The following is a 21,929-nucleotide window of genomic DNA, read 5'->3' as shown; positions in this document are numbered from 1 at the left end:
GCCCTACTCCGCCAGATGCACCCGCCGGTCCTCGCCGACCTCGATGCCGGGCGCCACCACGGCCTCCCAGGCATGACCGTCCGGATCGGCGAAATAGCCGCGATAGCCGCCATAATCGGTCTCGCATGCAGCCTTCAGCAGCCTTGCTCCCTTGCCGACGGCGAAAGCCAGCACCGCATCGACCTCATCGCGCGTGCGGCAGTTCCAGGCGAGCGTGGTGCCGTGGAAGGTCGTTGGTCTCGGCTCATCTGGCAGGGATGCGTCCGCTGCGAGCAGGTCCCAGGGAAACAGCGCGAGCACCGGACCGCCGGTGTCATAGAACGCTACGGCCTCGCCGGTCGCCTTCAGCCGGCGCGAAAAGCCGAGCGCGTCGTAGAAGACGATACTGGCACGGATGTCGCTGACACCGAGCGTGATGACGGTGAGCCGCGGGATCGGAGCCGGAACTTCCTTGCTCATGCGACGCCTCTTCCACTTTCCCGATTAGAACTTGTCCGGTCAGAACAGGCTGAGCTGCTCGCCGTTCCGCTTCGGCCGCGCGAAGTGATCCGTGGTCAGCTTGGAGCGGCGTTTGTTGAGGGCGAGCCTGTCGCAGGCGATCTCGAAGCGGCGGCCGATGGTCCAGGCCATCGGTCCGGTGCCCTTCATCCGCTCGCCCCATTTCGCGTCGTAGTCGCGGCCGCCGCGCATGTCGCGGATCAGCGTGAAGACGTGGCGATAGCGGTCCGGGTAGTTCGCCATCAGCCATTCGCGGAAGAGATCGCGCACCTCCAGCGGCAGCCGCAGCAGCACGTAGGAGGCTTCCTTGACGCCGGCATGGGCGGCGGCATCGAGGATGCGCTCGATCTCGGCATCGTTCAGCGCGGGAATGACAGGCGCAACCATCACGGTGGTGGGAATGCCGGCCTCCGAGAGCTGCTTCAGCGCCTCCAGCCGCTTCGGCGGCGTCGAGGCGCGCGGCTCCATGGTCCGCGCCAGCTTCGGATCGAGCGAGGTCACGGATATCGCGACCTTGGCGAGGTTGCGCTTGGCCATGCGCTGGAGAATGTCGATGTCGCGCACGACCAGCGCCGACTTGGTGACGATGCCGACGGGATGCCCGGCGCGCTCCAGCACCTCCAGAATGCCGCGCATGATTTTGCGCTCGCGCTCGATCGGCTGGTAGGGATCGGTGTTGGTGCCGATCGCGATCATCCGCGGCTCGTAGCCGGGGGCGGCGAGCTCCTTTTCCAGCAGCGCCGGCGCCTCGGGCTTCACGAACAGTTTCGACTCGAAGTCGAGCCCCGGCGACAGGCCGAGATAGGCATGGGTCGGCCGCGCGAAGCAATAGACACAGCCATGCTCGCAGCCGCGATAGGGATTGATGGAGCGGTCGAAGCCGATATCGGGGGAGTCGTTGCGGGTGATCACCTTGCGTGAGGCGTCCACCGCCACCGTCGTCTTGAACGGCGGCAAATCCTCAAGGCTCTGCCAGCCGTCGTCGAAGGCGACGCGCGCCTCGGCCTCATAGCGGCCGCTGGCGTTGGACTGGGCACCCCGACCTCGCCTGCGCTGGCGGTCGATGGCGACCGCCAGCTCAGGAAAGTCAGAAGGCGCACCCGCCGGCTCGGAGGGCGCCGTGACCGGCGGGTGCTTGAGAGCAGAAGAAGATGCTGGACTCATGCAGCCAAGATAACACGCCAAAGGAACAAATCAAGAACGCAAACAAAAAACCCGAAAACAACCCATGCACAGTAGAGCTGCCCAAACTTCGCGCGCCCGCCTTTGACCTCTCGCAACACCGGCGTCGCGGCCATCCCGTTTCATGACCGACGGATCGATCGCGCCGGAACCGGGTTGGTGACGATCGCTGTGTGAAGGTCGGCAGGAACATGACAATCCAGCAAAAAACGGCCGCCGCGAGCGGCGACCTCGATCTCCTCGATCGCTATTGGCGCGCTGCCAACTACCTCTCGGTCGGGCAAATCTACCTGCTCGAAAACCCGCTGCTGCGCGAGCCCCTGCGGGCCGAGCACATCAAGCCGCGTCTGCTCGGCCATTGGGGCACGACGCCCGGCTTGAACTTCATCTATGCCCATCTCAACCGCGTCATCCGCGCGCTCGATCTCAACGTGCTCTATGTCTGCGGCCCCGGCCATGGCGGTCCGGGCATGGTCGCCAACACCTATCTCGAAGGCAGCTACAGCGAGATCTATCCCGATATCGCGCGCAATGCGGACGGATTGCGCAAGCTGTTCAAGCAGTTCTCCTTCCCCGGCGGCATTCCGAGCCACGCCGCCCCTGAGACCCCCGGCTCGATCCACGAGGGCGGCGAGCTCGGCTATGCGCTGGTGCACGCCTATGGCGCGGCGTTCGACAATCCTGATTTGGTCGTCGCCTGCGTCGTCGGGGACGGTGAAGCCGAAACCGGTCCGCTCGCGGCGTCCTGGCACTCCAACAAGTTCCTGAGCCCTGCCCATGACGGCGCGGTGCTGCCGATCCTGCATCTCAACGGCTACAAGATCGCCAACCCGACCGTGCTTGGACGGATGCCCGACAGCGAGATCCGCGATCTGTTCCGCGGCCTCGGCCACGAGCCGCTGTTCGTCGAGGGTGGCGATCCCAAACTGATGCACCAGGCCATGGCGGACGCGCTCGACGTCGCATTCGCCAGCATCCGCTCGATCCAGCAACACGCTCGCGACGGACGCAAGACGGTCGAGCGTCCGCGCTGGCCGATGATCGTGCTGCGCAGCCCGAAGGGCTGGACGGGCCCGAAGGAGGTCGACGGCAAGAAGGTCGAGGATTTTTGGCGCGCCCATCAGGTGCCCGTTGCAAGCTGCCGCGAGAATCCGGCGCATCTGAAGATCCTTGAAGCCTGGATGCGCAGCTACGAGCCGGACAAACTGTTCGACGCGAGCGGCGCGCTCGTCCCCGAACTGCAGGCGCTCGCCCCTGAAGGTAACAGGCGCATGGGCGCCAATCCGCATGCCAATGGCGGTCTCCTCAAGAAGGAGCTGAAGCTGCCGGACTTCCGCAGCTTTGCCGTGGACGTGTCGCAGCCTGGCGGCGTCGTTGGAGAAGCGACGCGCGAGCTCGGCAAATTCCTGCGCGACGTCATTCGCCTGAACGCGCAAGAGCGCAACTTCCGCATCATGGGCCCGGACGAGACCGCATCAAACCGGCTGGATGCGGTCTTCGAGGCGACCGAACGCGTCTGGATGGAGCCGACCGAACCTTACGACGTGCATCTCGCGCAGAACGGGCGTGTGATGGAGGTGCTGAGCGAGCATCTCTGCCAGGGCTGGCTCGAGGGCTACCTGCTGACCGGACGCCACGGCTTCTTCTCCTGCTACGAGGCCTTCATCCACATCGTGGATTCCATGTTCAACCAGCACGCCAAATGGCTGAAGGTGACGCGGCATCTGCCATGGCGGCGTCCGATCGCCTCGCTGAACTACCTCTTGACCTCGCATGTGTGGCGCCAGGATCACAACGGCTTCAGCCATCAGGATCCCGGCTTCGTCGATCTCGTCGCCAACAAGAAGGCCGACATCGTCCGCATCTATTTTCCGCCGGATGCCAACACGCTGCTGTGGATCGCCGACCACTGCCTGCGCACCTACAACCGCATCAACGTCATCGTCGCCGGCAAGCAACCGGGGCCGCAATGGCTGTCGATGCAGGAGGCCGCGACGCATTGTGATGCCGGCATCGGCATCTGGACCTGGGCCGGCAACGAGGACACGAACACCGAGCCCGACGTGGTGATGGCCTGCGCTGGCGACGTGCCGACGCTGGAGACGCTCGCCGCCGTCGATCTCCTGCGCAAGGCGCTGCCGGATCTGAAGATCCGCGTCGTCAACGTCGTCGACCTCATGACGCTGCAGCCCAGGGAGCAGCATCCGCACGGCCTGTCCAACCGCGACTTCGACAGCCTGTTCACGCGCGACAAGCCCGTCATCTTCGCCTACCACGGCTATCCCTACCTGATCCACCGTCTCACCTATAACCGCACCAACCATGCCGGCCTGCATGTGCGCGGCTTTGCCGAGGAAGGCACCACGACGACGCCGTTCGACATGGTCGTGCTCAACGAGCTCGACCGCTATCACCTCGCCATCGAGGCCATCGAACGCGTACCTGATCTGGCGACCAGGGCCGCGCAGGTGAAGCAGCAATTCCGCGACAGGCTGATCGAGCATTCGCGTTACGTGCGCGAGCACGGCGAGGACATGCCAGAGGTCCGCGAGTGGGTCTGGCCGGCCAAGGCGGGGTGACGTCATGCCGGCGCCCGAGGCGGTTCTGGTCCTCAATTCGGGCTCGTCGAGCATCAAGTTCGGCCTGTTCGATATCGCGGCCGAGCCGGTCCTGCTCTGCAAGGGCCTGCTCGACGAGCACGAGGACAAGCCGCGGCTCGTCGTGAGAGACGCCGCAGGCAATACCCTGTTCGACAAGCAGCGAGCAGGCGCGGGTGCCGACGGCGGTCATCTGTTCGCCGAGGTGCTCGCCTTCATCGAGGACCGGTTCGGCCAAGGCTGCTTGCGCGCGGTCGGTCACCGCATCGTTCATGGCGGTCCGAATTATTCGGGTCCGCTCGTCCTGACGGACGACGTCACCGCGAAGCTGGAGGCGTTGACGCCGCTGGCGCCGCTGCACCAGCCGCGGTGCCTTGCGCCGGTCCATGCCATCTCGGCGATCCAGCCCGCGCTGATACAGATCGCCGGTTTCGACACCGGCTTTCACCACGACCTGAAGCCGCCGGCGAGCCGCTTCGCCATTCCCGGGCGTTTCGAGGCGCGCGGCATCAGGCGCTACGGCTTTCACGGCCTGTCCTTCGAATATGTCGCGGGCCGTCTTGCCGAGATCGCACCGGAGCTTGCAGCCAAACGCACCGTCATCGCGCATCTCGGTAACGGAGCAAGCCTGTGTGCTCTTCGCGACGGCCGCAGCGTGGACACCACGATGGGACTGACGCCGCTCGATGGCCTCGTGATGGGCACGCGCTGCGGCACCATCGATCCCGGCGTGCTGCTCTATCTGCAACAGCACGAGGGGATGGCGGTCGAGGAGGTCCAGCACCTGCTCTATCACCAGTCCGGCCTGCTCGGCGTCTCCGGGCTCTCCGCGGACATGCGCACGCTGCTCGCCAGCCGCGAGCCAGCGGCGCGCGAAGCGGTCGATCTCTTCATCTTCCGCGCGGCGCAGGCGATCGCGATGATGGCGACCACGCTCGGCGGGTTGGAGTGCCTGGTCTTCACCGGCGGCATCGGCGAGCATGCCGGCGAGATCCGCGGCGCGATCGGCGAGCGCCTGGCGTGGCTCGGCGTGCACATCGATGCAGCTGCGAATGCCGCAGCGCGCGAGCGGATCAACGGTGACGACAGTGCTATTGAAGTGCTCGTCATTCCGACGAATGAGGAGCTGATGATCGCGCGGCATTGCGCAGCGGTGCTCCGAGCGATGTGAGCTCCAGCGCATCGTTCATGATGAAATGCGTCGGCAGCTCCGGACCCCTTGTGGGAGAAGGTGGCGCGAAGCGCCGGATGAGGGGTTCTGTCCGCGCACACGTTTGCAAAAGAGTATGCGGAGAGATACCCCTCACCCAAGTGAGCCCGCGTCCACCAGCGCTGCTGCCCTCTCCCGCAAGGGGAGAGGGCACAGTAACGCGCAGCTCGCTCGCGGGCTTGCTGCTAATGCGTGCCCGACAGGATCTGGACGCAGCCGATCACGACCTCGATCACGATCAGCACCACCACCGCGATCTCGAGGCGAAGCGAGCGCTGGGTGTCGATGATGTCGGTGAGCGCGTTGGCGGTCTCGGAGACGGCGGTGAGCTTGCGCTCGAGCGTGTCGAGACGCTCCTTCAGCTCGTACTCGTCCTCGAGGCGGGCATAGAGCCGGTCGAGCTCGGGCTTCTCCCAGAGCACGTCGGGCTTCTCGGCCACCGCAACGCGGCCGGCGACGCGCTGCTGGACGAGAAGCGCGTTGCCGATCAGTTGCAAAATGCCCTTGCGGCGGCGCGGCGTGCGGCCGAACTCGGCGAGCTCGCGCGCGAACGGCTCGATCACGTCGAACACCGCGGCGACCCGCCGCTCGTCGCGGGCCAGCGACGTGCTTTTGGCGAGCGCGTCCGCGACCAGAAGCAGCCGGTCGTCGGAGAATTTGGAGAGGCAGATCGGCCCGCCCGGCTGGATCGCCTCGCGGTTTTCATCCTTGCAGAGCTGGGCCTGCGCGATCTCCTCTTCATAGGGACTGAACTCGCCGATCACGCGCGACTTCAGGCTGTCGATCAGCACCTTCTCCTCCGAAGGCAAGAGGCCGATCAGCACCACGACGCCGTAGCGGAAGATCACCGCGAGGCCGGCGTGAACGCGGAAGGCGGCCGGCGTCGATGACACCAGCGTGCCGATCTCGAGGCCGGACGCATTGATGCGGTCCCCCAGCATCAGCGCCCGGATCCGCAAGCTCGGCGCGGCGTCCGGCCTGGGCGATGTTGTCGGCGCGCTAACGGCGAGTTGATCGGCGTTCATGCAAGGCCCTCGTCAGCACCGTGGATTGCAAGCTTCCCATTCCCCGGTGTCGGTCCGCGCGCATCCTCCGCATGCAGGATCGCGGTGGCCCGCATGCTGCGCAAGGATCGCAGCGAAACTCCGGAGTAATACCGTCACCGCGAATTCGCGCCGAAATATTCGGCAACATTGCCACCCCGCAGGAGACATATTTGGATGCGATGGCTCTGGCAGTTTACCATCGAACGGCGAAGTCCCGTCGAAAAGTTGCACTCGGCAATGCCGCGTGTTTATGACAATATCATAACGAATTGCGCTTCTCCCGAAGCGCGGACACTGAAGCCTCAATCATGCTGAGCGTCATCATTCCGACCGAAGGCGTCGAGCAGACGACGGTCGCAACCCTGGCCGCGCTGGTCCCCGGTGCCGCCGCCGGCATCATCCGGGAAGTCCTGCTGGTCGACGGCACCCGCAACGGCGTCATCGAGCGCGTTGCCGACGTCGCAGGCTGCCGTTTCGTCGGCATCGAGGGGTCCTCGCAGGGCGCGGCGCTCGCCGCCGGCGCGCTTCAGGCTCGTTCGCCCTGGCTGATGTTCCTCCCCGCAGGCGCGGTGCTGGAAACCGGCTGGATCGAGGAGACCACCCAATTCATCCAGAGCGTCGCAACCAGCGGCCGGGACCGGGCGGCGGTGTTCCGCTATGCACGTACACCTTACGCCGATACCGGGTTGCGCGACGTCCTTCGGGCCGTGGCACGCAAGCTGGTCGGTCCGTTCGGCGATCAGGGCCTTTTGATCGCGCGTGATCATTACGACCGGATCGGCGGCTATCCGCCCCAGGCCCGCCGTTCCGAGGCACGGCTGCTGCGGCGGCTCGGCCGCTCGTCCCGGACCATGCTGCGCAGCCGGATCGTCATGGTCGGCTGAGGCCAGTCGCTCCGCGCCCTTGATACTTGCCAAAGTCAAATAATTATTTGACAATGGCAAGCATCGAGGTGAGCCATGTCATTTAACGGTACCGAAGACCCCATCGCAGCGGTCCGCGCCTTCAACCGCTTCTATACCCGCAAGCTCGGCGTGCTCGACCAGCACCTTGGAAAAACCCCGTTTTCGCTCAGCGAGGCCCGAGTGCTCTACGAGCTCGCGCATCGCGACGACCTTGCGGCAAAGGAGATCGGAATCGAGCTTGGTCTCGATCCCGGCTATCTCAGCCGCATCGTCCAGAGCTTTGACGAAAAGGGGCTGATCACGCGCAAGCCCCTGCCCGCAGATCGCCGGCAATACCAGCTCAGCCTGACCGCCAAGGGCCGCCAGACCTTCGCCAAGCTGAACCTGAGCTCGCAAAACGAGGTTGCCGCAATGCTGGCCCAGCTTTCAGCCGACGATGCAACGCAGCTCACGCAGGCCATGGCGACCATCGAGGCCGTGCTGGAGCAACGGCGAAGCCGGCCCGCTTCCGTCGTGCTGCGCAGCCATCGCGTCGGCGACATGGGCTGGGTCATCTCCCGGCAGGGCGCCGCCTATGCCGCCGATTACAACTGGGACATTAGCTACGAGGCGCTGGTCGCCGAGATCTGTGCGCAGTTCATCAGGAACTACGACGCCGCGCGCGAGCACTGCTGGATCGCGGAAGTCGGTGGCGAGCCGGTCGGCTCGATCTTTCTGGTCAAGGCCACGGACGAGATCGCCAAGCTCCGCCTGTTGCAGGTGGAGAAGAAGGCGCGCGGACTCGGTGTCGGCCGCGCGCTGGTCGAGCAATGCATCCAGGGCGCCCGCGAGCGGGGCTACAGCAAGATGACGCTGTGGACGCAGAGCATCCTGGTCGCCGCGCGCGGCATCTACAAAAGCACCGGCTTCAAGCTGGTGAAGGAAGAGAAGCACCACAGTTTTGGTGCGGATCTCGTCGGCGAGACGTGGGAGCGGGATCTCTAGCTGCGCGACGCCGTCAGACACAACCTCGCTTGGGTGAGGGGTATCTCTCCGCGAGCCTGATATCGTAGGGTGGGCAAAGGCGCGCCAGCGCCGTGCCCACCAATCCAGCTTTACGGTAAAATTGGTGGGCACGCTTCCGCCTTCGCTCTTCGAGCTACGGCGGACAAGTCGCTTTGCCCACCCTACGATACCTTATGCCTGGCTTACGAATGATGCCCGCGCACCAGCGCGCGTAGCTACACCGTCGCGCCCTGCGCCTTCGGTCTTCGCAGATGCTCGTCCAGGCGCGGCATGATCTCGACGAAATTGCAGGGGCGCGTGCGGTAGTCGAGCTGTGCGGCCAAGATGCCGTCCCAGCCGTCGCGGCAGGCACCGGGCGAGCCCGGCAGGCAGAAGATGTAGGTCGCGCCCGCAACGCCCGCGGTGGCGCGGCTCTGGATCGTCGACGTCCCGATCTTGGCGTGGCTCAGCATGTGAAACGCGATCGAGAAACCGTCCATGCGTTTCTCGAACAGCGGCTCGATCGCTTCCGGCGTGACGTCGCGGCCGGTGAAGCCGGTGCCGCCGGTGGTGACGACGACGTCGACACCGCTATCGGCAATCCAGCGACGGATCACGGCGCGGATCGCCTCGACATCGTCGGTGACGATCTCGCGCGCGGCGAGATGATGGCCCGCGCCGGTGAGGCGGTCCGCCAGCGTCTGGCCGGACTTGTCATCCGCAAGCGCGCGCGTGTCGGACACGGTGAGCACCGCGATGTTGAGCGGGATGAACTGTTTGGATTCGTCGATCGAGGCCATTGCGCTTTCCTCTCGTGTCCCGGACGCGGTGCAGCGCCTCAGCGCTGCTCCGCAGAGCCGGGACCCATTTCAGAGGCTTGGGAGACCGGCATTGTGGGCCCCGGCTCTGCAGCGCACCGCTGAAGAAGCGCTGCGCTGCGTCCGGGGCACAAACTCGTGCCTACAACGCACCGCCGCCGAAGGTGTTGCAGGCCTGGACCGTGCCCTGCTGGTAGCCGGTCATGAACCATTGCTTGCGCTGCGCGGCCGAGCCGTGGGTGAAGGAGTCGGGCACGACGCGGCCCGTGGCCTGGCGCTGCAACGTGTCGTCGCCGATCGCGCTCGCCGTGGTCAGCGCGGCGTCGATGTCCCCTGCTTCCAGGAAGTTCGGACGCTTCTTCGCCTCGCGGTTGACCCAGACGCCGGAGAGACAATCCGCCTGCAACTCGACCTTGACCTGGAGCGCATTCGCTTCGGCCTTGCTGCCGGCCTGCTGCTGCAGCCGCGTCACGCGCGGGATGATGCCGAGCAGATTCTGGATGTGGTGGCCGGCCTCATGCGCGATGATGTAGGCGGTGGTGAAATTGCACGCCGACTTGCCGGAGCAGCCGCGGAAGCGGGTCTCGACCTCACGGAAGAAGGCGGTGTCGAGGAAGATGGTGCGATCCGGCGGGCAATAGAACGGGCCCATCGCCGACTGCGCCATGCCGCAGCGGCCGCCATTGGTGGCATTGCGGAACAGCACGACCTTCGGCCCGGTATAGTTCTGGCCGCTGGCCTGGAAGATCTCGCTCCAGCGATCGTCGATCTCGCCGAGGATGCCGGCGATCATGCTGCCCACCTCGTCGGTCGGCGCGCCGCGCTTGGCCGAAGTCGAGGACGACTGGCGATCGGTCTGGTAGCTCGGCGCCTGGCCGCCGCCGGTGAGGATCTCGGCGCCGCCGATCAGGATGCGCGGGTCGATGCCGAAGGCATAGCCGATCAGGCCGAGCACGATGATGGTGCCGATGCCGAGCCCGCCGCCGCCCATCGGCAGGCCGAACCCGCCGCCTCCGCCGCCGCCGAATCCACCGCCACCCTCGTCGCGACGATCCTCGACATCGTCGCTCCGGCGGAAATCATCGTAGCGCATGGCGGGCTTTCCCTTAAATCCTCGATTGGCATCATTTGGGCGCAGAAGCGCGAAAGCTCAACGCGCCACATACGTAAAATTTCCGTTGCCTTTATCAATATCGCGCTCGGCAAAAATTGCCTAGTGCGACAGCATGCGCCTGCCAGCAATTTTTTCCGGGGAACGTGCAATTTTTTCCGAGAGAAATTTGCAGTCTTTCTGGCGCCGTGGCCGCTCCCGCAACGCGAAGAACCGCGAAATACGCTGTAAAACACGGCGAATGCAAACAGACGACGGCACGCGACGCACGACGCGCGGCCTGCTCACAAAAGCAGCGGGTTAAGTCGATTTTTACTTTGCCGCTTCAATGTAACGGTCAGTCGGTTGTTTGGTCCCGCGTCGCCGACAGCGTCGCCTGAGTCAGAGTTCTTGAGTCATGGTAGAGTCGCGTCGCGGGGCGTCTGCAAGGGCGCCCCGCACAAACTTTGAGTCTCCGTCGCATCGTATCATCCTCGGCGATTGCGTCGCCGAGATGTCGAAGCTTCAGGCAGGCAGCGTCGATCTGGTGTTCGCAGATCCGCCCTACAATCTTCAGCTCAAGGGCGATCTCAAGCGCCCCGACGAATCCCATGTCGACGCCGTCAACGACGACTGGGACAAGTTCGATTCATTCTCCGCCTACGACGATTTCACCCGCGCCTGGCTGCTTGCCGCGCGCCGCGCGATGAAGCCGTCGGCGACGATCTGGGTGATCGGCTCCTATCACAACATCTTCCGCGTCGGCGCGATCATGCAGGACCTCGGCTTCTGGCTCCTGAACGACATCGTCTGGCGCAAGACCAATCCGATGCCGAATTTCCGCGGCCGCCGCTTCACCAACGCGCACGAAACCATGATCTGGGCCGCGCGCGACGAAAAGGCCAAGGGTTACACGTTCAACTACGAGGCGCTGAAAGCCGCCAACGAGGACGTGCAGGCACGTTCCGACTGGCTGATCCCGCTCTGCACCGGCGAGGAGCGCCTCAAGGGCGCCGACGGCAAGAAAGTGCATCCGACGCAGAAGCCGGAAGGCCTGCTCGCGCGCGTGCTGCTGTCCTCGTCCAAGCCCGGCGACCTCGTGATCGACCCCTTCAACGGAACCGGCACCACCGGCGCCGTCGCCAAGCGCCTCGGCCGCTCCTATATCGGCTTCGAGCGCGACAAGACCTATGCGAAAGCGGCAGAAGCCCGCATCGCGGCGGTCGAGCCGTTGCCGGAGGAAAGTCTCGCGCCGTTCATGACCGCGCGCGAAGCCCCGCGCGTCGCGTTCTCCGAGCTGATCGAGCGCGGCATGATCATGCCCGGCACGAAGCTGTTCGACGCCAAGAAAAAGCTCGGCGCGCTGGTCCGTGCCGACGGCGCCATCATGCTCGGCGACAAGGTCGGCTCGATCCACCGCATCGGCGCCGTCGCACAAGGCGCCCAGGCCTGCAACGGCTGGACCTTCTGGCATGTCGAGACCAAGAAAGGTCTCAAGCTGATCGACGAGCTCCGCGCGGAGATCCGCGCCGGCATGGCGGCGGAGTAATTTTCCTCCGCTCTCGTAGGGTGGGCAAAGGCGCCCTTGCGCCGTGCCCACCATCTCTCCCGGGGATACAGATTTGGTGGGCACGCTTCGCTTTGCCCACCCTACGGCGTCTTGAATGCCGCCCCCGCCAGGACTAGATTCGCCCGATCAGCCCCGTCCTGACCGGTTGGGCCCCATGCGACGACAGTCCGAGACATTGCTGCTGGTGCCGCTGCTGCCGATCTTCCTGCTCGGCATGTTTCCGATGTTCCTGATCGCCCTGCTCGGGTTTTTCGGCCTCGCGCTGTTCGGCGTGCTCGTGGTCTGCGTCGGGCTCGCCAGCAGCAACGAGGCGCACGACAATTTCAATCACGACGTCATCGTCCACGGCTATGCGCGGGGATCGGAGCGCGCGGCGCGCGCCTCCGACATGCATCTCGCCGCGCGGCTCGGGCTGCGCCTGGAAGCGGTCGGCGCGGCGATGATCCTTACGGCGGCGATCGGCCTTTGTTACGCCGGCTGATCTGCGTGGCGCGCAGATACCGCCCGGCAAACTCGCCGGTTGCTCTCTCCGACGCGGTTCAGGCAAGAGAAGGGCACAGCGGCAATGACGCCGCGCTCGCGCTCGGCCAACGAACACTGGGGAGATGACGGATGCTCAAATTCTATTTCAACGGCTCGCCGAACCCGACCAAGGTGGCGCTTTATCTCGAAGAGTCCGGCCTGCCTTTCGAGCCGGTGAAGATCGACACCCGCAAGGGCGAGCAGTTCACGCCGGAATTCCTCAAGATCAATCCGAACGGCAAGGTGCCGGCGATCGACGATGGCGGCACCATCGTGTTCGACTCGAACGCCATCCTGCTCTATCTCGCCGAGAAGACCGGCAAGTTCCTGCCCGCCGCGTCGTTGCGCGGCGAGACGCTGTCATGGCTGATGTTCATCGCCACCGGCGTCGGGCCGTATTCGGGCCAGGCCGTGCACTTCAAGCATTTCGCGCCGAAGGACCAGAACCACGACTACGCCCATAACCGCTACCAGTACGAGACCGATCGCCACTACAAGATTCTCGACGGTCACCTCAAAGGCCGCAGCTACATGATCGGCGACAGCTATTCGATCGTCGACATGGCGCTGTGGGGCTGGGCGCGGATGGTGCCGTTCAAGCTCGGCGACGACGCCTTTGCGCGCTACCCGAACGTGAAGCGGCTGGTGGACGAGATCTCGGCGCGGCCCGCGGCCGTACGCGCGATCGCGTTGAAGGACAAGTTCACCTTCAAGGCCGAGATGGACGACGAGGCGCGCGCCAACATGTTCAAGCACATGACGACCAAGGTCGCCTGATCAGACCTCGCCGCGATTTGAAGGCCACGCGCATGCGCGTGGCCTTTTGCTTTTAGGCGGCGTGGACCGAGCTCAGGAATTTGGCGACTTCCTGCTTCAGCCGGTTGCTGTCCGCCGACAGCGAGCGCGCCGCCGAGAGCACCTGCGAAGAAGCCGAGCCGGTCTCGGACGCGCCGCGCTGCACGTCGCCGATATTGGTCGAGACGCGCTGGGTGCCATGCGCGGCCTGCTGGACGTTGCGGGAGATCTCCTGCGTCGCTGCGCCCTGCTGCTCCACGGCGGCCGCGACCGTCGACGAGATCTCCGACAGCCGCTCGATGGTGCCGCTGATTTCCCTGATCGAGCCGACCGATTGCTCGGTGGCGGCCTGGATGCTGGAAATCTGCTGGCCGATCTCACCGGTCGCCTTCGCGGTCTGCTCGGCCAGCGCTTTCACCTCGGAGGCCACCACGGCAAAGCCGCGGCCGGCTTCGCCGGCGCGCGCGGCCTCGATGGTCGCATTCAGCGCGAGGAGGTTGGTCTGGCCCGCGATGGTGTTGATCAGCTCGACCACGTCGCCGATGCGCGCAGCAGCCTTGGACAGCTCGCCGACGCGCTCGTTGGTCCGGCTCGCCTGACCTACGGCTTCGCTGGCGATGCGGGCGGATTCCTGCACCTGGCGGGCGATCTCGGAGACCGAGGACGAGAGCTCTTCGGTCGCGGAGGCGACGGCCTGCACATTCGCCGAAGCTTCCTGCGAGGCGCTCGCGACCTCCGTCGACAGATCCTGGGCGTGCGCTGCAGTCGTGGTCAGCGTGCCGGCGGAGGCTTCGAGCTCGTTCGAGGCCGACGACACGGTGTTCACGATCTCGCCGACCGCGCGTTCGAACTGGTTGGCCAGGTTTCTCATGTCAGCCTTGCGGCTCTCGGCCTGCCGGGCCTCGATCTCGACCTGCTCGTGGCGCAGACGCTCGGTCTCGACCATGTTGTCCTTGAACACCTCGATCGCCTTGGCCATGTCACCGATCTCGTCTCGGTTTCCACGACCGGGGATCTCGACCTTGAGATCGCCGCCGGCCAGCAGCCCCATCGCGCGCGTCATCGAGGTCAACGGACCGACGATGCTGCGGGCGATCAGGAAGGCGACGAGGCCGCCGAACAGAACGGCAAGACCGCCGGCGACTTCCTGAATCCAGGTCGTGTTGGCAATGACGCCATCAGCGGCCGCACGCGACTTCTGGTAGTCGGCCTTCAGTCCGGTCTCCGCCACCTTGAGCCTGTCGACGCTGTCGCTGATCAGGGGCGCGATATCGTTGCGGTAGATCTCATCGGCCTTGAGGATTGCGGCGGAGGTCGTCTCGAAGGCCGCCCTGTAGGCCGAAAGCGAGCTCTTGATCGGCCCGAACCCGGCCTTGACCTCGTCCGGCAGACCGGCGCCCTCCAGTGACTTGAGCGCTTGCTGCGCCCGATCGACATTGGTCCTGAATGTCGCCGGCCCCTTTGCGTCCCGGACGGCGAGGAAACGCCAGTTTGCGACACGAACCAGCAGGATCTTGGATTCGAGATCGGCGACGGGAGCGCTCACGCTGGTATCGCCGGTTTCACGCGCGGCATCGACCAGCTTGCCGGTGTTGGCGGTCAGCTCGTCGCCTCCGGCGAGCAGAACGGCTTTGCCCTTGGTGGTCTCATTGACGGCACCGCCCATACGCTCGCGCAGGGACTTCAACTTTTCCATGTCGCTGGTGAGGCCGTTATAGATCTTGAGCCGTTCCTCGGAGATGGTCGATTTGGCCGCGGCCTTCAACAGCTCGACCGTCGCAGTTTCCCGCTCCGCGGCTTCCTTGAAGGCCGGCTCGTTGGCGTCATAGATGTAGCGCAGATTGGCGCGCCGCAGCGCCTGGAGCTGGATCGAGATTTCCTGAACGCGGGCCGCGTTGTCCGAGAGGGCCGACAGACGCGTCATCTGGCCCTGCACGGCCCACAGATTCCAGACCGCGACCGCGGCCATCACCAGGCCAAGGACCACGAGAACCGAAAATCCGGCGTACAGACGCCCCCGAATTCCCAAACCCAAGCTCGGCATCACTGTCCACCCATAGCAGGAAGAAAAGACAAGCAGCCGACGACGTTCTCGCGATTGCAACGACGCTTCGTTGCAAACCACGTCCGCAAGGAATCGGGCTGCACCGCCGTACAGTGCGGAACAAGTGTTAATTGAGGCTGTATTTTACCGGTGTCGAATACGGAGAAGCCGACGAAGGCATCCCCGTCGTCTGCTCGGATGAACAAGAGTTGGGCACTGGCGGCACAGCATTGGCGGCCTGATCAAGCCACAGCATCGCTTCAGGTCCACGCGCATGCGCGTGGACCTTTGCCTTTGAGACGTCAGGCGGCGTGCACCGAGTTCAGGAAGTTCGCGACTTCCTGCTTCAGCCGGTTGCTGTCCGCCGACAGCGAGCGCGCCGCAGAGAGCACCTGCGAGGAGGCCGAGCCGGTCTCGGACGCGCCGCGCTGCACGTCGCCGATATTGGTCGAGACGCGCTGGGTGCCGTGGGCGGCCTGCTGGACGTTGCGGGAGATCTCCTGCGTCGCTGCGCCCTGCTGCTCCACGGCGGCGGCGACCGTCGACGAGATCTCCGACAGCCGCTCGATGGTGCCGCTGATTTCCCTGATCGAGCCGACCGACTGCTCGGTGGCGGCCTGGATGCTGGAGATCTGCTGGCCGATCTCACCGGTCGCCTTCGCGGTCTGCTCGGCCAGCGCTTTCACCTCGGAGGCGACCACGGCGAAGCCGCGGCCGGCTTCGCCGGCGCGCGCGGCCTCGATGGTCGCGTTCAGCGCAAGGAGATTGGTCTGGCCCGCGATGGTGTTGATCAGCTCGACCACGTCGCCGATGCGCGCAGCAGCCTTGGACAGCTCGCCGACGCGCTCGTTGGTCCGGCTCGCTTGGCCTACGGCTTCGCTGGCGATGCGGGCCGATTCCTGCACCTGGCGGGCGATCTCGGAGACTGACGAGGACAGCTGCTCGGTCGCGGAGGCAACGGCCTGCACATTGGCCGTGGCTTCCTGGGAAGCGGACGCCACCTCGGTGGAGATATCCTGGGCGCGCGAGGCGGTCGCTGTCAGCGTCCCGGCAGAGGCTTCGAGCTCGTTCGAGGCCGACGACACGGTGTTCACGATCTCGCCGACCGCCTGCTCGAACTGGTCGGCGAGCCTGACCATGTCAGCCTTGCGGCTCTCGGCCTGCCGCGCCTCGATCTCGGTCTGCTCGTGACGCAGGCGCTCGGTGTCGACCATGTTGTCCTTGAACACCGCGATTGCCTTGGCCATGTCGCCGATCTCGTCGGTCTTGCCGCGGCCGGGAATCTCGACCGCGAGGTTGCCGCCGGCAAGCAGCCCCATCGCGCGCGTCATCGAGGTCAATGGACCGACGATGCTGCGGGCGATCAGGAAGGCGACGATCAATCCGAACAGGACGGCGAGGCCGCCCGCGATCATCTGCACCGATGTCGTGCCCTCGATCACGGCTTCGGCGGCGAAGCGCGACGCCTTGTAGTCCTTCTTCAACGTGGTTTCCGCGACCTTGAGCTTGCCGATGCTCTCGACGATGAGCGGGGCGAGGTTCTTGTGGTAGATCTCATCGGCCTGGAGCATCGCGGCGGAGGTCGTCTCGAACGCGGATTTGTAGATGCCGAGCGAGGTCTTCACCGGGGCGAGCGTGGTCCGCAGCTCCGTCGCCTGCGGGCTCTTTTCGAGCGCCGAGAGGCGCTGCATCGCCCTGTCCACATTGGTCCTGAAGTTGGCGGGGCCCTTGGTGTCGCGCAGCGCCAGGAAACGCCAGTTGGCGATCTGAACCTGAAGGAGCCTGGATTCGAGGTCCGCGACGAGCGCCGCGGTGTCCTCATCGACGGCCGCGCGGGCCACATCGACCAGCTTGCCCATCTTGACGGTCAATTCGTCACCACTCGGCAGCAGCGTCGCCTTGCCGGTTCGCGCCTCGTTGACGGCGTCCCCGAGATTGTCACGCAGGCTCCGCATCCTGGCGATGTCGGTGATGAGATCTTCGTAAAGCTTGCGCCGCTCCTCGGAGGCCGTCCCTTGCGCCCCGACCTTCAACAGCTCGGTCGCCGCGGCTTCCCGTTCTTGAGCCTCCTTCATCGCAGGCTCGCTGGCGTCGTAGATGTAGCGCAGATTGGCCCGCTGGATCGCCTGGAGGTGAGTCGATATCTCCAGCACCCGCGCGGTGCTGTCCGATAGCGCCGATTGCTTTGCGACCTGATCCTGCACGGCCCGCAAATTCCAGACGGCGACCACTGCCATCACGAGACCAACCGCCACCAGGGCCATGAAGCCTGCGTACAGGCGTCCCCTGATCCGCAAACGAAATTTCGGCATTCCCACTGTCCACCAGATGCATGCGACTTCGAGCGGCCGAATCCGTCCGAGGATCGTCGTCGGCCACCCTGGCAGCCGCGCGTCACGTCCTTGCGACCCACGCTGCACCGCGACACAATGGGGGACACTCGTTAATTGAACCTTCTGATTTTTCGCGTCAGCGCGCCCGGGCTCATACAAAATCTGCTGATTTTATCGGCAGTTGCGCAGGGCTTTGGCGCATGGCCCTGCAGCCGCGGGCAGATCGTCGCATCGGCCCCCCCCCAAAGGGCGTTGGTTCGGCGGTTGCCTGCGTCACTCTGCCCGGTGCGGTCTCCAACGTGCAGGGGGCCCCGACCGGGACCGGCACACGCTTTCCATGGCCGGTCCGCTCTTCATTTTCCGCGGTGGGGCTTATGCAGCTCGTAGGCAATCTCCGACCGGGTCATGCCGCAGTCCTGCAGCTCCCGTTCGGTCATGGCCTCGAGCTGGCATCGGGCCCGGGACCGCTCCCGCCTGATACGCATGAGATCCACCAGCGCCCGCCAAAGCCGCACGAACACCACCGGCTGTAACGGACGGGATCGGCCGGTGGACGCGACGTCGTCCAATCCGCTCAGCTCGCGGCCCTCACCGGTGCCTGCGGAAACAGACCGAGCGCCTTCTCGGTCAGCACCGAGTCGCAATACTCGCGGATCTCCCTGATCTTGCCGTCCTCGAGTTGGAACACCAGGCAATAGTCGTTGTCGTAACGCACGCCCTCGGGCGTGACGTTGTCGCCCTTGGCCTCCACCACGACGATGTCGCCATCGGCGATGAAGCGGTGAGCCACGGTGCGCGTCCGGCCGCGCAGGCGGGTGCGCACGTAGCCGTGCAGGTCGTTGAGGATCGCCTCCTTGCCGGTGAAGGTGCGCGACCAGGAATACTGGCCGGTCACGACCCATCTGGCATCGTCGGCAAGGCTTGCGGTGAACAGGGCGCGGTCGCGCGCGGCCGGATCGGGGTTTGCGGCGGCGGCAAAGATATCCTGCATCAGTTTCTTGTTGGCGCTCGCACTCATGGCGGCATCTCCTTGTCATGGCAACGCAGAGATCATCGTCGGGCGATCGGCATTCTTCAAATCGATAGAGAATATGATATCTATTCGCCTGATGAATTTGAATTCGCTTGACCTCAATCTGTTGACCGCACTGGACGCGCTGCTGCGCGAGGCCAATGTCAGCCGCGCGGCCATGAGGATCGGCCTGTCACAGCCGGCGACGAGCCACGCACTGCAACGCCTGCGCGACATCTTCGGCGATCCGCTGCTGGTACGGACCGGCGCGCGGATGGAGCTGACGCCGCGGGCGCAGGCCCTGCGCGCGCCGCTGGCGCAGGCGCTCGACCAGGTCCGCGGGCTGTTCGTGCCTGAGGACTTCGACGCCGCGCGCAGCGAGCGGCAGTTTCGCCTGATGATGCCGGATCTCGCGGTCGAACTGCTGATGCCGCCGCTGATGGAGAAAGTGACACGTCTTGCGCCCAATGTCCGCATCGACGTTGTGCCGTGGCGGGGACCTGCGATCTTCCACGCCGAGTTCGCCCGTACCATCGACCTCGTGATCTCGATCGGCAATGCCTTCAAGGGGTTTCACCGCCAGCTGCTCTACACCGACAGCGACGCGCTGGCGGTGCGGCGCGGCCATCCGATGGCCGCGAAGCTGAAACGGCACGAGACGTTCCTGGCCGCGCGCCATGTCGGCGTGATCATTCGCGGCCAGCCCGAGGATCTGATCGACACCTGGCTGCACGCCAAAGGCATCGAACGGCACATCTCGCTGGTCGTGCCAGGCTATCTCGAGGCGCTGCATGTCGCCGCCCGCACCGACCTCGTCGCCTTCGTGCCGCGCCGGCTGATCGCGGCGCTGTCGAAGCAGCTCGGGCTCGTCACGGTGACGCCGCCGCTCGATCCCGGGATCGACGAGCAGTTCATGTTCCATCCGACGCGGGCGCAGATGGACCCGGGCTCGATCTGGCTGCGGCGGCTGATGCTGGAGACGGGACGGGGGTTGGAGAAGCGGAGGGCGTCGTAAGGCGGATTAGCTCCCGTAGGGTGGGCAAAGCGAAGCGTGCCCACCATCCCGCCGTTGTCTAGAAAGAACGTGGGCACGGCGCTGCCGCGCCTTTGCCCATCCTACAAGAGCCGGGCTATTACGCCTTCTGCGCGTCCATCACCTTGCGTATCGCCGGGCGATCCGACATGCGCTTGAAATGCTCCGCGATCTTGGGCGTGGCGTTGATGTCGACGCTGTCGCCTTCGAGCCAGTTCGAGAGTGTGTGGAGATAGGGATCGCAGATCGTGAACTGATCGCCCATCACCCAGGGGCCTTTGAACATCTTCTGCTCGATCAGCTTGAAGCAGGCGGCCATGGTCTTCGGCACCATCGCCTTCATGTCGGCAAACGAGCTCTCCTCCGTCGCCCAGCGCGCGCCGCGCATCTTGTGGGCGTGGTTGATATGCACGGTCGAGCAGAGATAGGAGTTGAACGACTGCACCTGGGCGAAGTCGAAGGGATCGTCCAGCGGCGCGAGCTTGGTCTTCGGGAAGGTCTGCGCGATATAGGCCAGCATCGCCGGCGTCTCGGTCAGGACGCCGCGGTCGGTCACCAGGGCCGGCACCCGGCCCTTCGGATTGATGGCGAGATAGTCCGGGCTGTTCTGCTGGTTGTCCTTGAAGCTCAGCCGTTCGGCGGTGTAGTCGGCGCCGGCCTCCTCCAGGGTCATGTAGGTGGCGAGCGCGCAGGTGCCGGTGGCGTAGTAGAGCTTGAGCATGTCGGACCTCATGGGAAAATTGGAAAATACCCGCTGCCGGCACCCAGGTCCATAGCACGCCCTTCTCTTCGCAGTTGCCCACATCCGCCCGCCTGTGCCAAGACGCCTGCAATTGGAGGGGTCTTGTCATGACGGTACTCATCGCCGGTGGCGGCATCGGCGGGCTGACGCTTGCGCTCAGCCTGCATCAAATCGGCGTTCCCGTAAAAGTGTTCGAGAGCGTCGCGGAACTGAAGCCGCTCGGCGTCGGCATCAACGTGCTGCCGCATGCGGTGCGCGAGCTGATCGAGCTCGGTCTGATGGACAAGCTGGATGCCAGCGGCGTGCGCACGCGCGAGCTCGCCTATTTCTCCAAGCACGGCAAGCCGATCTGGAGCGAGCCGCGCGGGCTGGAGGCCGGCTATAAATGGCCGCAATTCTCGATCCATCGCGGCACGCTGCAGCAGATCCTGCTTGACACCGCGGTCGAGCGGCTCGGCGGCGACAACATCCTGACCAGCCATCATCTGACCAGATGGACCGAAACGGCGAACGGCGTCCGCGCCGACTTCATCGACAAGGCGACCGGCAAGGCCGCAGGGACCTACGAAGGCGCGATCCTGATCGCCGCCGACGGCATCCATTCCGCCGCACGAGAAAAGCTCTATCCGAACGAAGGCCCGCCGATCTGGAACGGCCGTATCCTCTGGCGCGGCGTCACGCCGGCAAAGGCCTTCCTGACCGGCCGCACCATGATCATGGCCGGGCACGAGATCCTGAAATTCGTCTGCTATCCGATCTCGAAGGAGCCGGATGCGGCAGGCAACCACCTGATCAACTGGGTCGCCGAGCGCCACATGCCGCCGACCTATCAGTGGCGGCGCGAGGACTATAACCGCACCGCGCGGCTCGAAGAGTTCCTGCCCTGGTTCGAGAGCTGGCAGTTCGACTGGCTCGACGTGCCCGGCCTCATCAGGAACTGCCCGCACGCCTATGAATATCCGCTGGTCGACCGCGATCCGGTGTCGCAATGGACCTTCGGCCGCGTCACGCTGATGGGCGATGCCGCGCATCCGATGTATCCGATCGGCTCGAACGGCGCCTCGCAGGCGATCCTCGATGCACGAACCATTACCCGCGAGATCCTGGCGCACGGCCCGACGCAAGCGGCCTTGCTCGCCTATGAAGCCGAGCGCAGGCCCGCGACCACCGACCTCGTGCTGCTCAATCGCAAGAACGGCCCGGAGCAGGTGATGCAGCTCGTCGAGGAGCGCGCGCCGGACGGCTACAAGATGGTCACCGACGTGCTGTCGCAACAGGAGCTCGAGAATATCGCCGCGAACTACAAGCGCGTCGCGGGATTCCAGGTCGAGGCGCTGAACGCGAAGCCGCCGATCGTGAGCAGGGATGCGCGCGCGAAGGTGTGAGTTAGCCACTCAGACGCGGACTGCTCTTCACCTCTCCCCGCTTGCGGGGAGATGTCGGATCGCTCTTGCGATCCGGGCGAGGGGGTACAGGTCTCACGACAATCGTATGCGCGGAGAGAGGCCCCTCACCCCGCCCTCTCCCCGTAAGAACGGGGCGAGGGAG

19 protein-coding genes are annotated in these 21,929 nt (G+C 65.1%); 9 read left to right on the top strand and 10 right to left on the bottom strand.

Going from position 1 to position 21,929, the window contains the following annotated elements; translation table 11 throughout:
* Positions 1-3 precede the first annotated feature (3 nt).
* Together IQ16_RS34480 and IQ16_RS34475 are read right to left on the bottom strand one after the other, a co-directional pair.
* On the bottom strand, positions 4-459 hold the full coding sequence (locus IQ16_RS34480) for a VOC family protein (protein WP_018648803.1): 456 nt from the start codon (positions 457-459) through the stop codon (positions 4-6).
* Positions 460-498: 39 nt separating this feature from the next.
* Complete coding sequence (locus IQ16_RS34475) at positions 499-1,662, bottom strand: PA0069 family radical SAM protein (RefSeq protein WP_018648804.1); 1,164 nt, start codon at positions 1,660-1,662, stop codon at positions 499-501.
* A 209-nt stretch (positions 1,663-1,871) separates the two neighbouring features.
* Here IQ16_RS34475 and IQ16_RS34470 point away from each other — a divergent pair, with 209 nt between their 5' ends.
* Positions 1,872-4,259, top strand: coding sequence for a phosphoketolase family protein (locus IQ16_RS34470; RefSeq protein ID WP_035668682.1), 2,388 nt, complete (start codon positions 1,872-1,874; stop codon positions 4,257-4,259).
* 4 nt (positions 4,260-4,263) lie between these two features.
* A complete protein-coding gene (locus tag IQ16_RS34465) occupies positions 4,264-5,448 on the top strand; it encodes an acetate/propionate family kinase (RefSeq protein ID WP_018648806.1) in 1,185 nt (394 codons plus the stop codon).
* A gap of 224 nt (positions 5,449-5,672) precedes the next feature.
* Here the strand turns inward: IQ16_RS34465 and IQ16_RS34460 are convergent, their stop codons facing one another.
* A complete protein-coding gene (locus IQ16_RS34460; protein ID WP_018648807.1) occupies positions 5,673-6,512 on the bottom strand; it encodes an RMD1 family protein in 840 nt (279 codons plus the stop codon).
* Positions 6,513-6,841: 329 nt separating this feature from the next.
* Between IQ16_RS34460 and IQ16_RS34455 the strand changes: the two genes are divergently transcribed.
* Both IQ16_RS34455 and IQ16_RS34450 read left to right on the top strand, forming a co-directional pair.
* Complete coding sequence (locus IQ16_RS34455; RefSeq protein WP_018648808.1) at positions 6,842-7,417, top strand: glycosyltransferase family protein; 576 nt, start codon at positions 6,842-6,844, stop codon at positions 7,415-7,417.
* Positions 7,418-7,492: 75 nt separating this feature from the next.
* The gene (locus IQ16_RS34450) at positions 7,493-8,422 is read left to right on the top strand and encodes a bifunctional helix-turn-helix transcriptional regulator/GNAT family N-acetyltransferase (RefSeq protein ID WP_145832010.1); all 930 of its coding nucleotides are present in this window, start codon (positions 7,493-7,495) and stop codon (positions 8,420-8,422) included.
* A 236-nt stretch (positions 8,423-8,658) separates the two neighbouring features.
* On the opposite strand, the gene moaB is transcribed toward IQ16_RS34450, so the two are convergent.
* Both moaB and ypfJ read right to left on the bottom strand, forming a co-directional pair.
* Positions 8,659-9,222 carry a molybdenum cofactor biosynthesis protein B gene (moaB, locus tag IQ16_RS34445; protein WP_018648810.1) on the bottom strand — a complete coding sequence of 188 codons (564 nt, stop codon included), beginning with the start codon at positions 9,220-9,222 and terminating at the stop codon, positions 8,659-8,661.
* 160 nt (positions 9,223-9,382) lie between these two features.
* Positions 9,383-10,333, bottom strand: a complete 951-nt coding sequence (ypfJ, locus tag IQ16_RS34440) for a KPN_02809 family neutral zinc metallopeptidase (RefSeq protein WP_018648811.1) — start codon at positions 10,331-10,333, stop codon at positions 9,383-9,385.
* Positions 10,334-10,748: 415 nt separating this feature from the next.
* Here ypfJ and IQ16_RS34435 point away from each other — a divergent pair, with 415 nt between their 5' ends.
* From IQ16_RS34435 to IQ16_RS34425, 3 genes are all read left to right on the top strand, one after another.
* Entirely contained in the window at positions 10,749-11,879 is a 1,131-nt protein-coding gene (locus IQ16_RS34435) for a site-specific DNA-methyltransferase (protein ID WP_018648812.1), read from the top strand.
* Positions 11,880-12,054: 175 nt separating this feature from the next.
* Positions 12,055-12,381, top strand: a complete 327-nt coding sequence (locus tag IQ16_RS34430; protein WP_018648813.1) for a hypothetical protein — start codon at positions 12,055-12,057, stop codon at positions 12,379-12,381.
* Positions 12,382-12,512: 131 nt separating this feature from the next.
* Positions 12,513-13,199, top strand: coding sequence for a glutathione S-transferase family protein (locus IQ16_RS34425; protein ID WP_018648814.1), 687 nt, complete (start codon positions 12,513-12,515; stop codon positions 13,197-13,199).
* 52 nt (positions 13,200-13,251) lie between these two features.
* On the opposite strand, the gene IQ16_RS34420 is transcribed toward IQ16_RS34425, so the two are convergent.
* The 4 genes from IQ16_RS34420 to IQ16_RS34405 form a co-directional block, all read right to left on the bottom strand.
* A complete protein-coding gene (locus tag IQ16_RS34420; protein ID WP_020608177.1) occupies positions 13,252-15,261 on the bottom strand; it encodes a HAMP domain-containing methyl-accepting chemotaxis protein in 2,010 nt (669 codons plus the stop codon).
* A 302-nt stretch (positions 15,262-15,563) separates the two neighbouring features.
* Complete coding sequence (locus IQ16_RS34415) at positions 15,564-17,573, bottom strand: HAMP domain-containing methyl-accepting chemotaxis protein (RefSeq protein ID WP_026312976.1); 2,010 nt, start codon at positions 17,571-17,573, stop codon at positions 15,564-15,566.
* Between the two features lie 374 nt (positions 17,574-17,947).
* Positions 17,948-18,163, bottom strand: coding sequence for a DUF1127 domain-containing protein (locus IQ16_RS34410; RefSeq protein WP_018648817.1), 216 nt, complete (start codon positions 18,161-18,163; stop codon positions 17,948-17,950).
* 5 nt (positions 18,164-18,168) lie between these two features.
* Positions 18,169-18,612, bottom strand: coding sequence for a nuclear transport factor 2 family protein (locus IQ16_RS34405; RefSeq protein ID WP_018648818.1), 444 nt, complete (start codon positions 18,610-18,612; stop codon positions 18,169-18,171).
* 91 nt (positions 18,613-18,703) lie between these two features.
* On the opposite strand from IQ16_RS34405, the gene IQ16_RS34400 reads away from it, so the two are divergent.
* Positions 18,704-19,621 carry a LysR family transcriptional regulator gene (locus tag IQ16_RS34400; RefSeq protein ID WP_018648819.1) on the top strand — a complete coding sequence of 306 codons (918 nt, stop codon included), beginning with the start codon at positions 18,704-18,706 and terminating at the stop codon, positions 19,619-19,621.
* A 118-nt stretch (positions 19,622-19,739) separates the two neighbouring features.
* Here IQ16_RS34400 and IQ16_RS34395 read toward each other — a convergent pair whose 3' ends face one another.
* On the bottom strand, positions 19,740-20,360 hold the full coding sequence (locus IQ16_RS34395; protein WP_026312977.1) for a glutathione S-transferase family protein: 621 nt from the start codon (positions 20,358-20,360) through the stop codon (positions 19,740-19,742).
* Between the two features lie 128 nt (positions 20,361-20,488).
* Here IQ16_RS34395 and IQ16_RS34390 point away from each other — a divergent pair, with 128 nt between their 5' ends.
* Positions 20,489-21,766, top strand: a complete 1,278-nt coding sequence (locus IQ16_RS34390) for a flavin-dependent oxidoreductase (protein ID WP_018648821.1) — start codon at positions 20,489-20,491, stop codon at positions 21,764-21,766.
* The last annotated feature ends 163 nt before the right edge of the window (positions 21,767-21,929 follow it).

This window comes from Bradyrhizobium huanghuaihaiense (assembly GCF_007830635.1).
In the GTDB taxonomy this organism is placed as follows: domain Bacteria; phylum Pseudomonadota; class Alphaproteobacteria; order Rhizobiales; family Xanthobacteraceae; genus Bradyrhizobium; species Bradyrhizobium huanghuaihaiense.
The sequence above is the reverse complement of the archived record's forward strand: the minus strand, read 5'-3'. Positions and strand labels throughout refer to the sequence as shown.

Bases quoted from the DNA above. Each gene is read 5' to 3' on its own strand.
- IQ16_RS34480 (WP_018648803.1), bottom strand. From the start codon at position 459: ATGAGCAAGGAAGTTCCGGCTCCGATCCCGCGGCTCACCGTCATCACG.
- IQ16_RS34475 (WP_018648804.1), bottom strand. From the start codon at position 1,662: ATGAGTCCAGCATCTTCTTCTGCTCTCAAGCACCCGCCGGTCACGGCG.
- IQ16_RS34470 (WP_035668682.1), top strand. From the start codon at position 1,872: ATGACAATCCAGCAAAAAACGGCCGCCGCGAGCGGCGACCTCGATCTC.
- IQ16_RS34465 (WP_018648806.1), top strand. From the start codon at position 4,264: ATGCCGGCGCCCGAGGCGGTTCTGGTCCTCAATTCGGGCTCGTCGAGC.
- IQ16_RS34460 (WP_018648807.1), bottom strand. From the start codon at position 6,512: ATGAACGCCGATCAACTCGCCGTTAGCGCGCCGACAACATCGCCCAGG.
- IQ16_RS34455 (WP_018648808.1), top strand. From the start codon at position 6,842: ATGCTGAGCGTCATCATTCCGACCGAAGGCGTCGAGCAGACGACGGTC.
- IQ16_RS34450 (WP_145832010.1), top strand. From the start codon at position 7,493: ATGTCATTTAACGGTACCGAAGACCCCATCGCAGCGGTCCGCGCCTTC.
- moaB (WP_018648810.1), bottom strand. From the start codon at position 9,222: ATGGCCTCGATCGACGAATCCAAACAGTTCATCCCGCTCAACATCGCG.
- ypfJ (WP_018648811.1), bottom strand. From the start codon at position 10,333: ATGCGCTACGATGATTTCCGCCGGAGCGACGATGTCGAGGATCGTCGC.
- IQ16_RS34435 (WP_018648812.1), top strand. From the start codon at position 10,749: ATGGTAGAGTCGCGTCGCGGGGCGTCTGCAAGGGCGCCCCGCACAAAC.
- IQ16_RS34430 (WP_018648813.1), top strand. From the start codon at position 12,055: ATGCGACGACAGTCCGAGACATTGCTGCTGGTGCCGCTGCTGCCGATC.
- IQ16_RS34425 (WP_018648814.1), top strand. From the start codon at position 12,513: ATGCTCAAATTCTATTTCAACGGCTCGCCGAACCCGACCAAGGTGGCG.
- IQ16_RS34420 (WP_020608177.1), bottom strand. From the start codon at position 15,261: ATGCCGAGCTTGGGTTTGGGAATTCGGGGGCGTCTGTACGCCGGATTT.
- IQ16_RS34415 (WP_026312976.1), bottom strand. From the start codon at position 17,573: ATGCCGAAATTTCGTTTGCGGATCAGGGGACGCCTGTACGCAGGCTTC.
- IQ16_RS34405 (WP_018648818.1), bottom strand. From the start codon at position 18,612: ATGAGTGCGAGCGCCAACAAGAAACTGATGCAGGATATCTTTGCCGCC.
- IQ16_RS34400 (WP_018648819.1), top strand. From the start codon at position 18,704: ATGAATTTGAATTCGCTTGACCTCAATCTGTTGACCGCACTGGACGCG.
- IQ16_RS34395 (WP_026312977.1), bottom strand. From the start codon at position 20,360: ATGCTCAAGCTCTACTACGCCACCGGCACCTGCGCGCTCGCCACCTAC.
- IQ16_RS34390 (WP_018648821.1), top strand. From the start codon at position 20,489: ATGACGGTACTCATCGCCGGTGGCGGCATCGGCGGGCTGACGCTTGCG.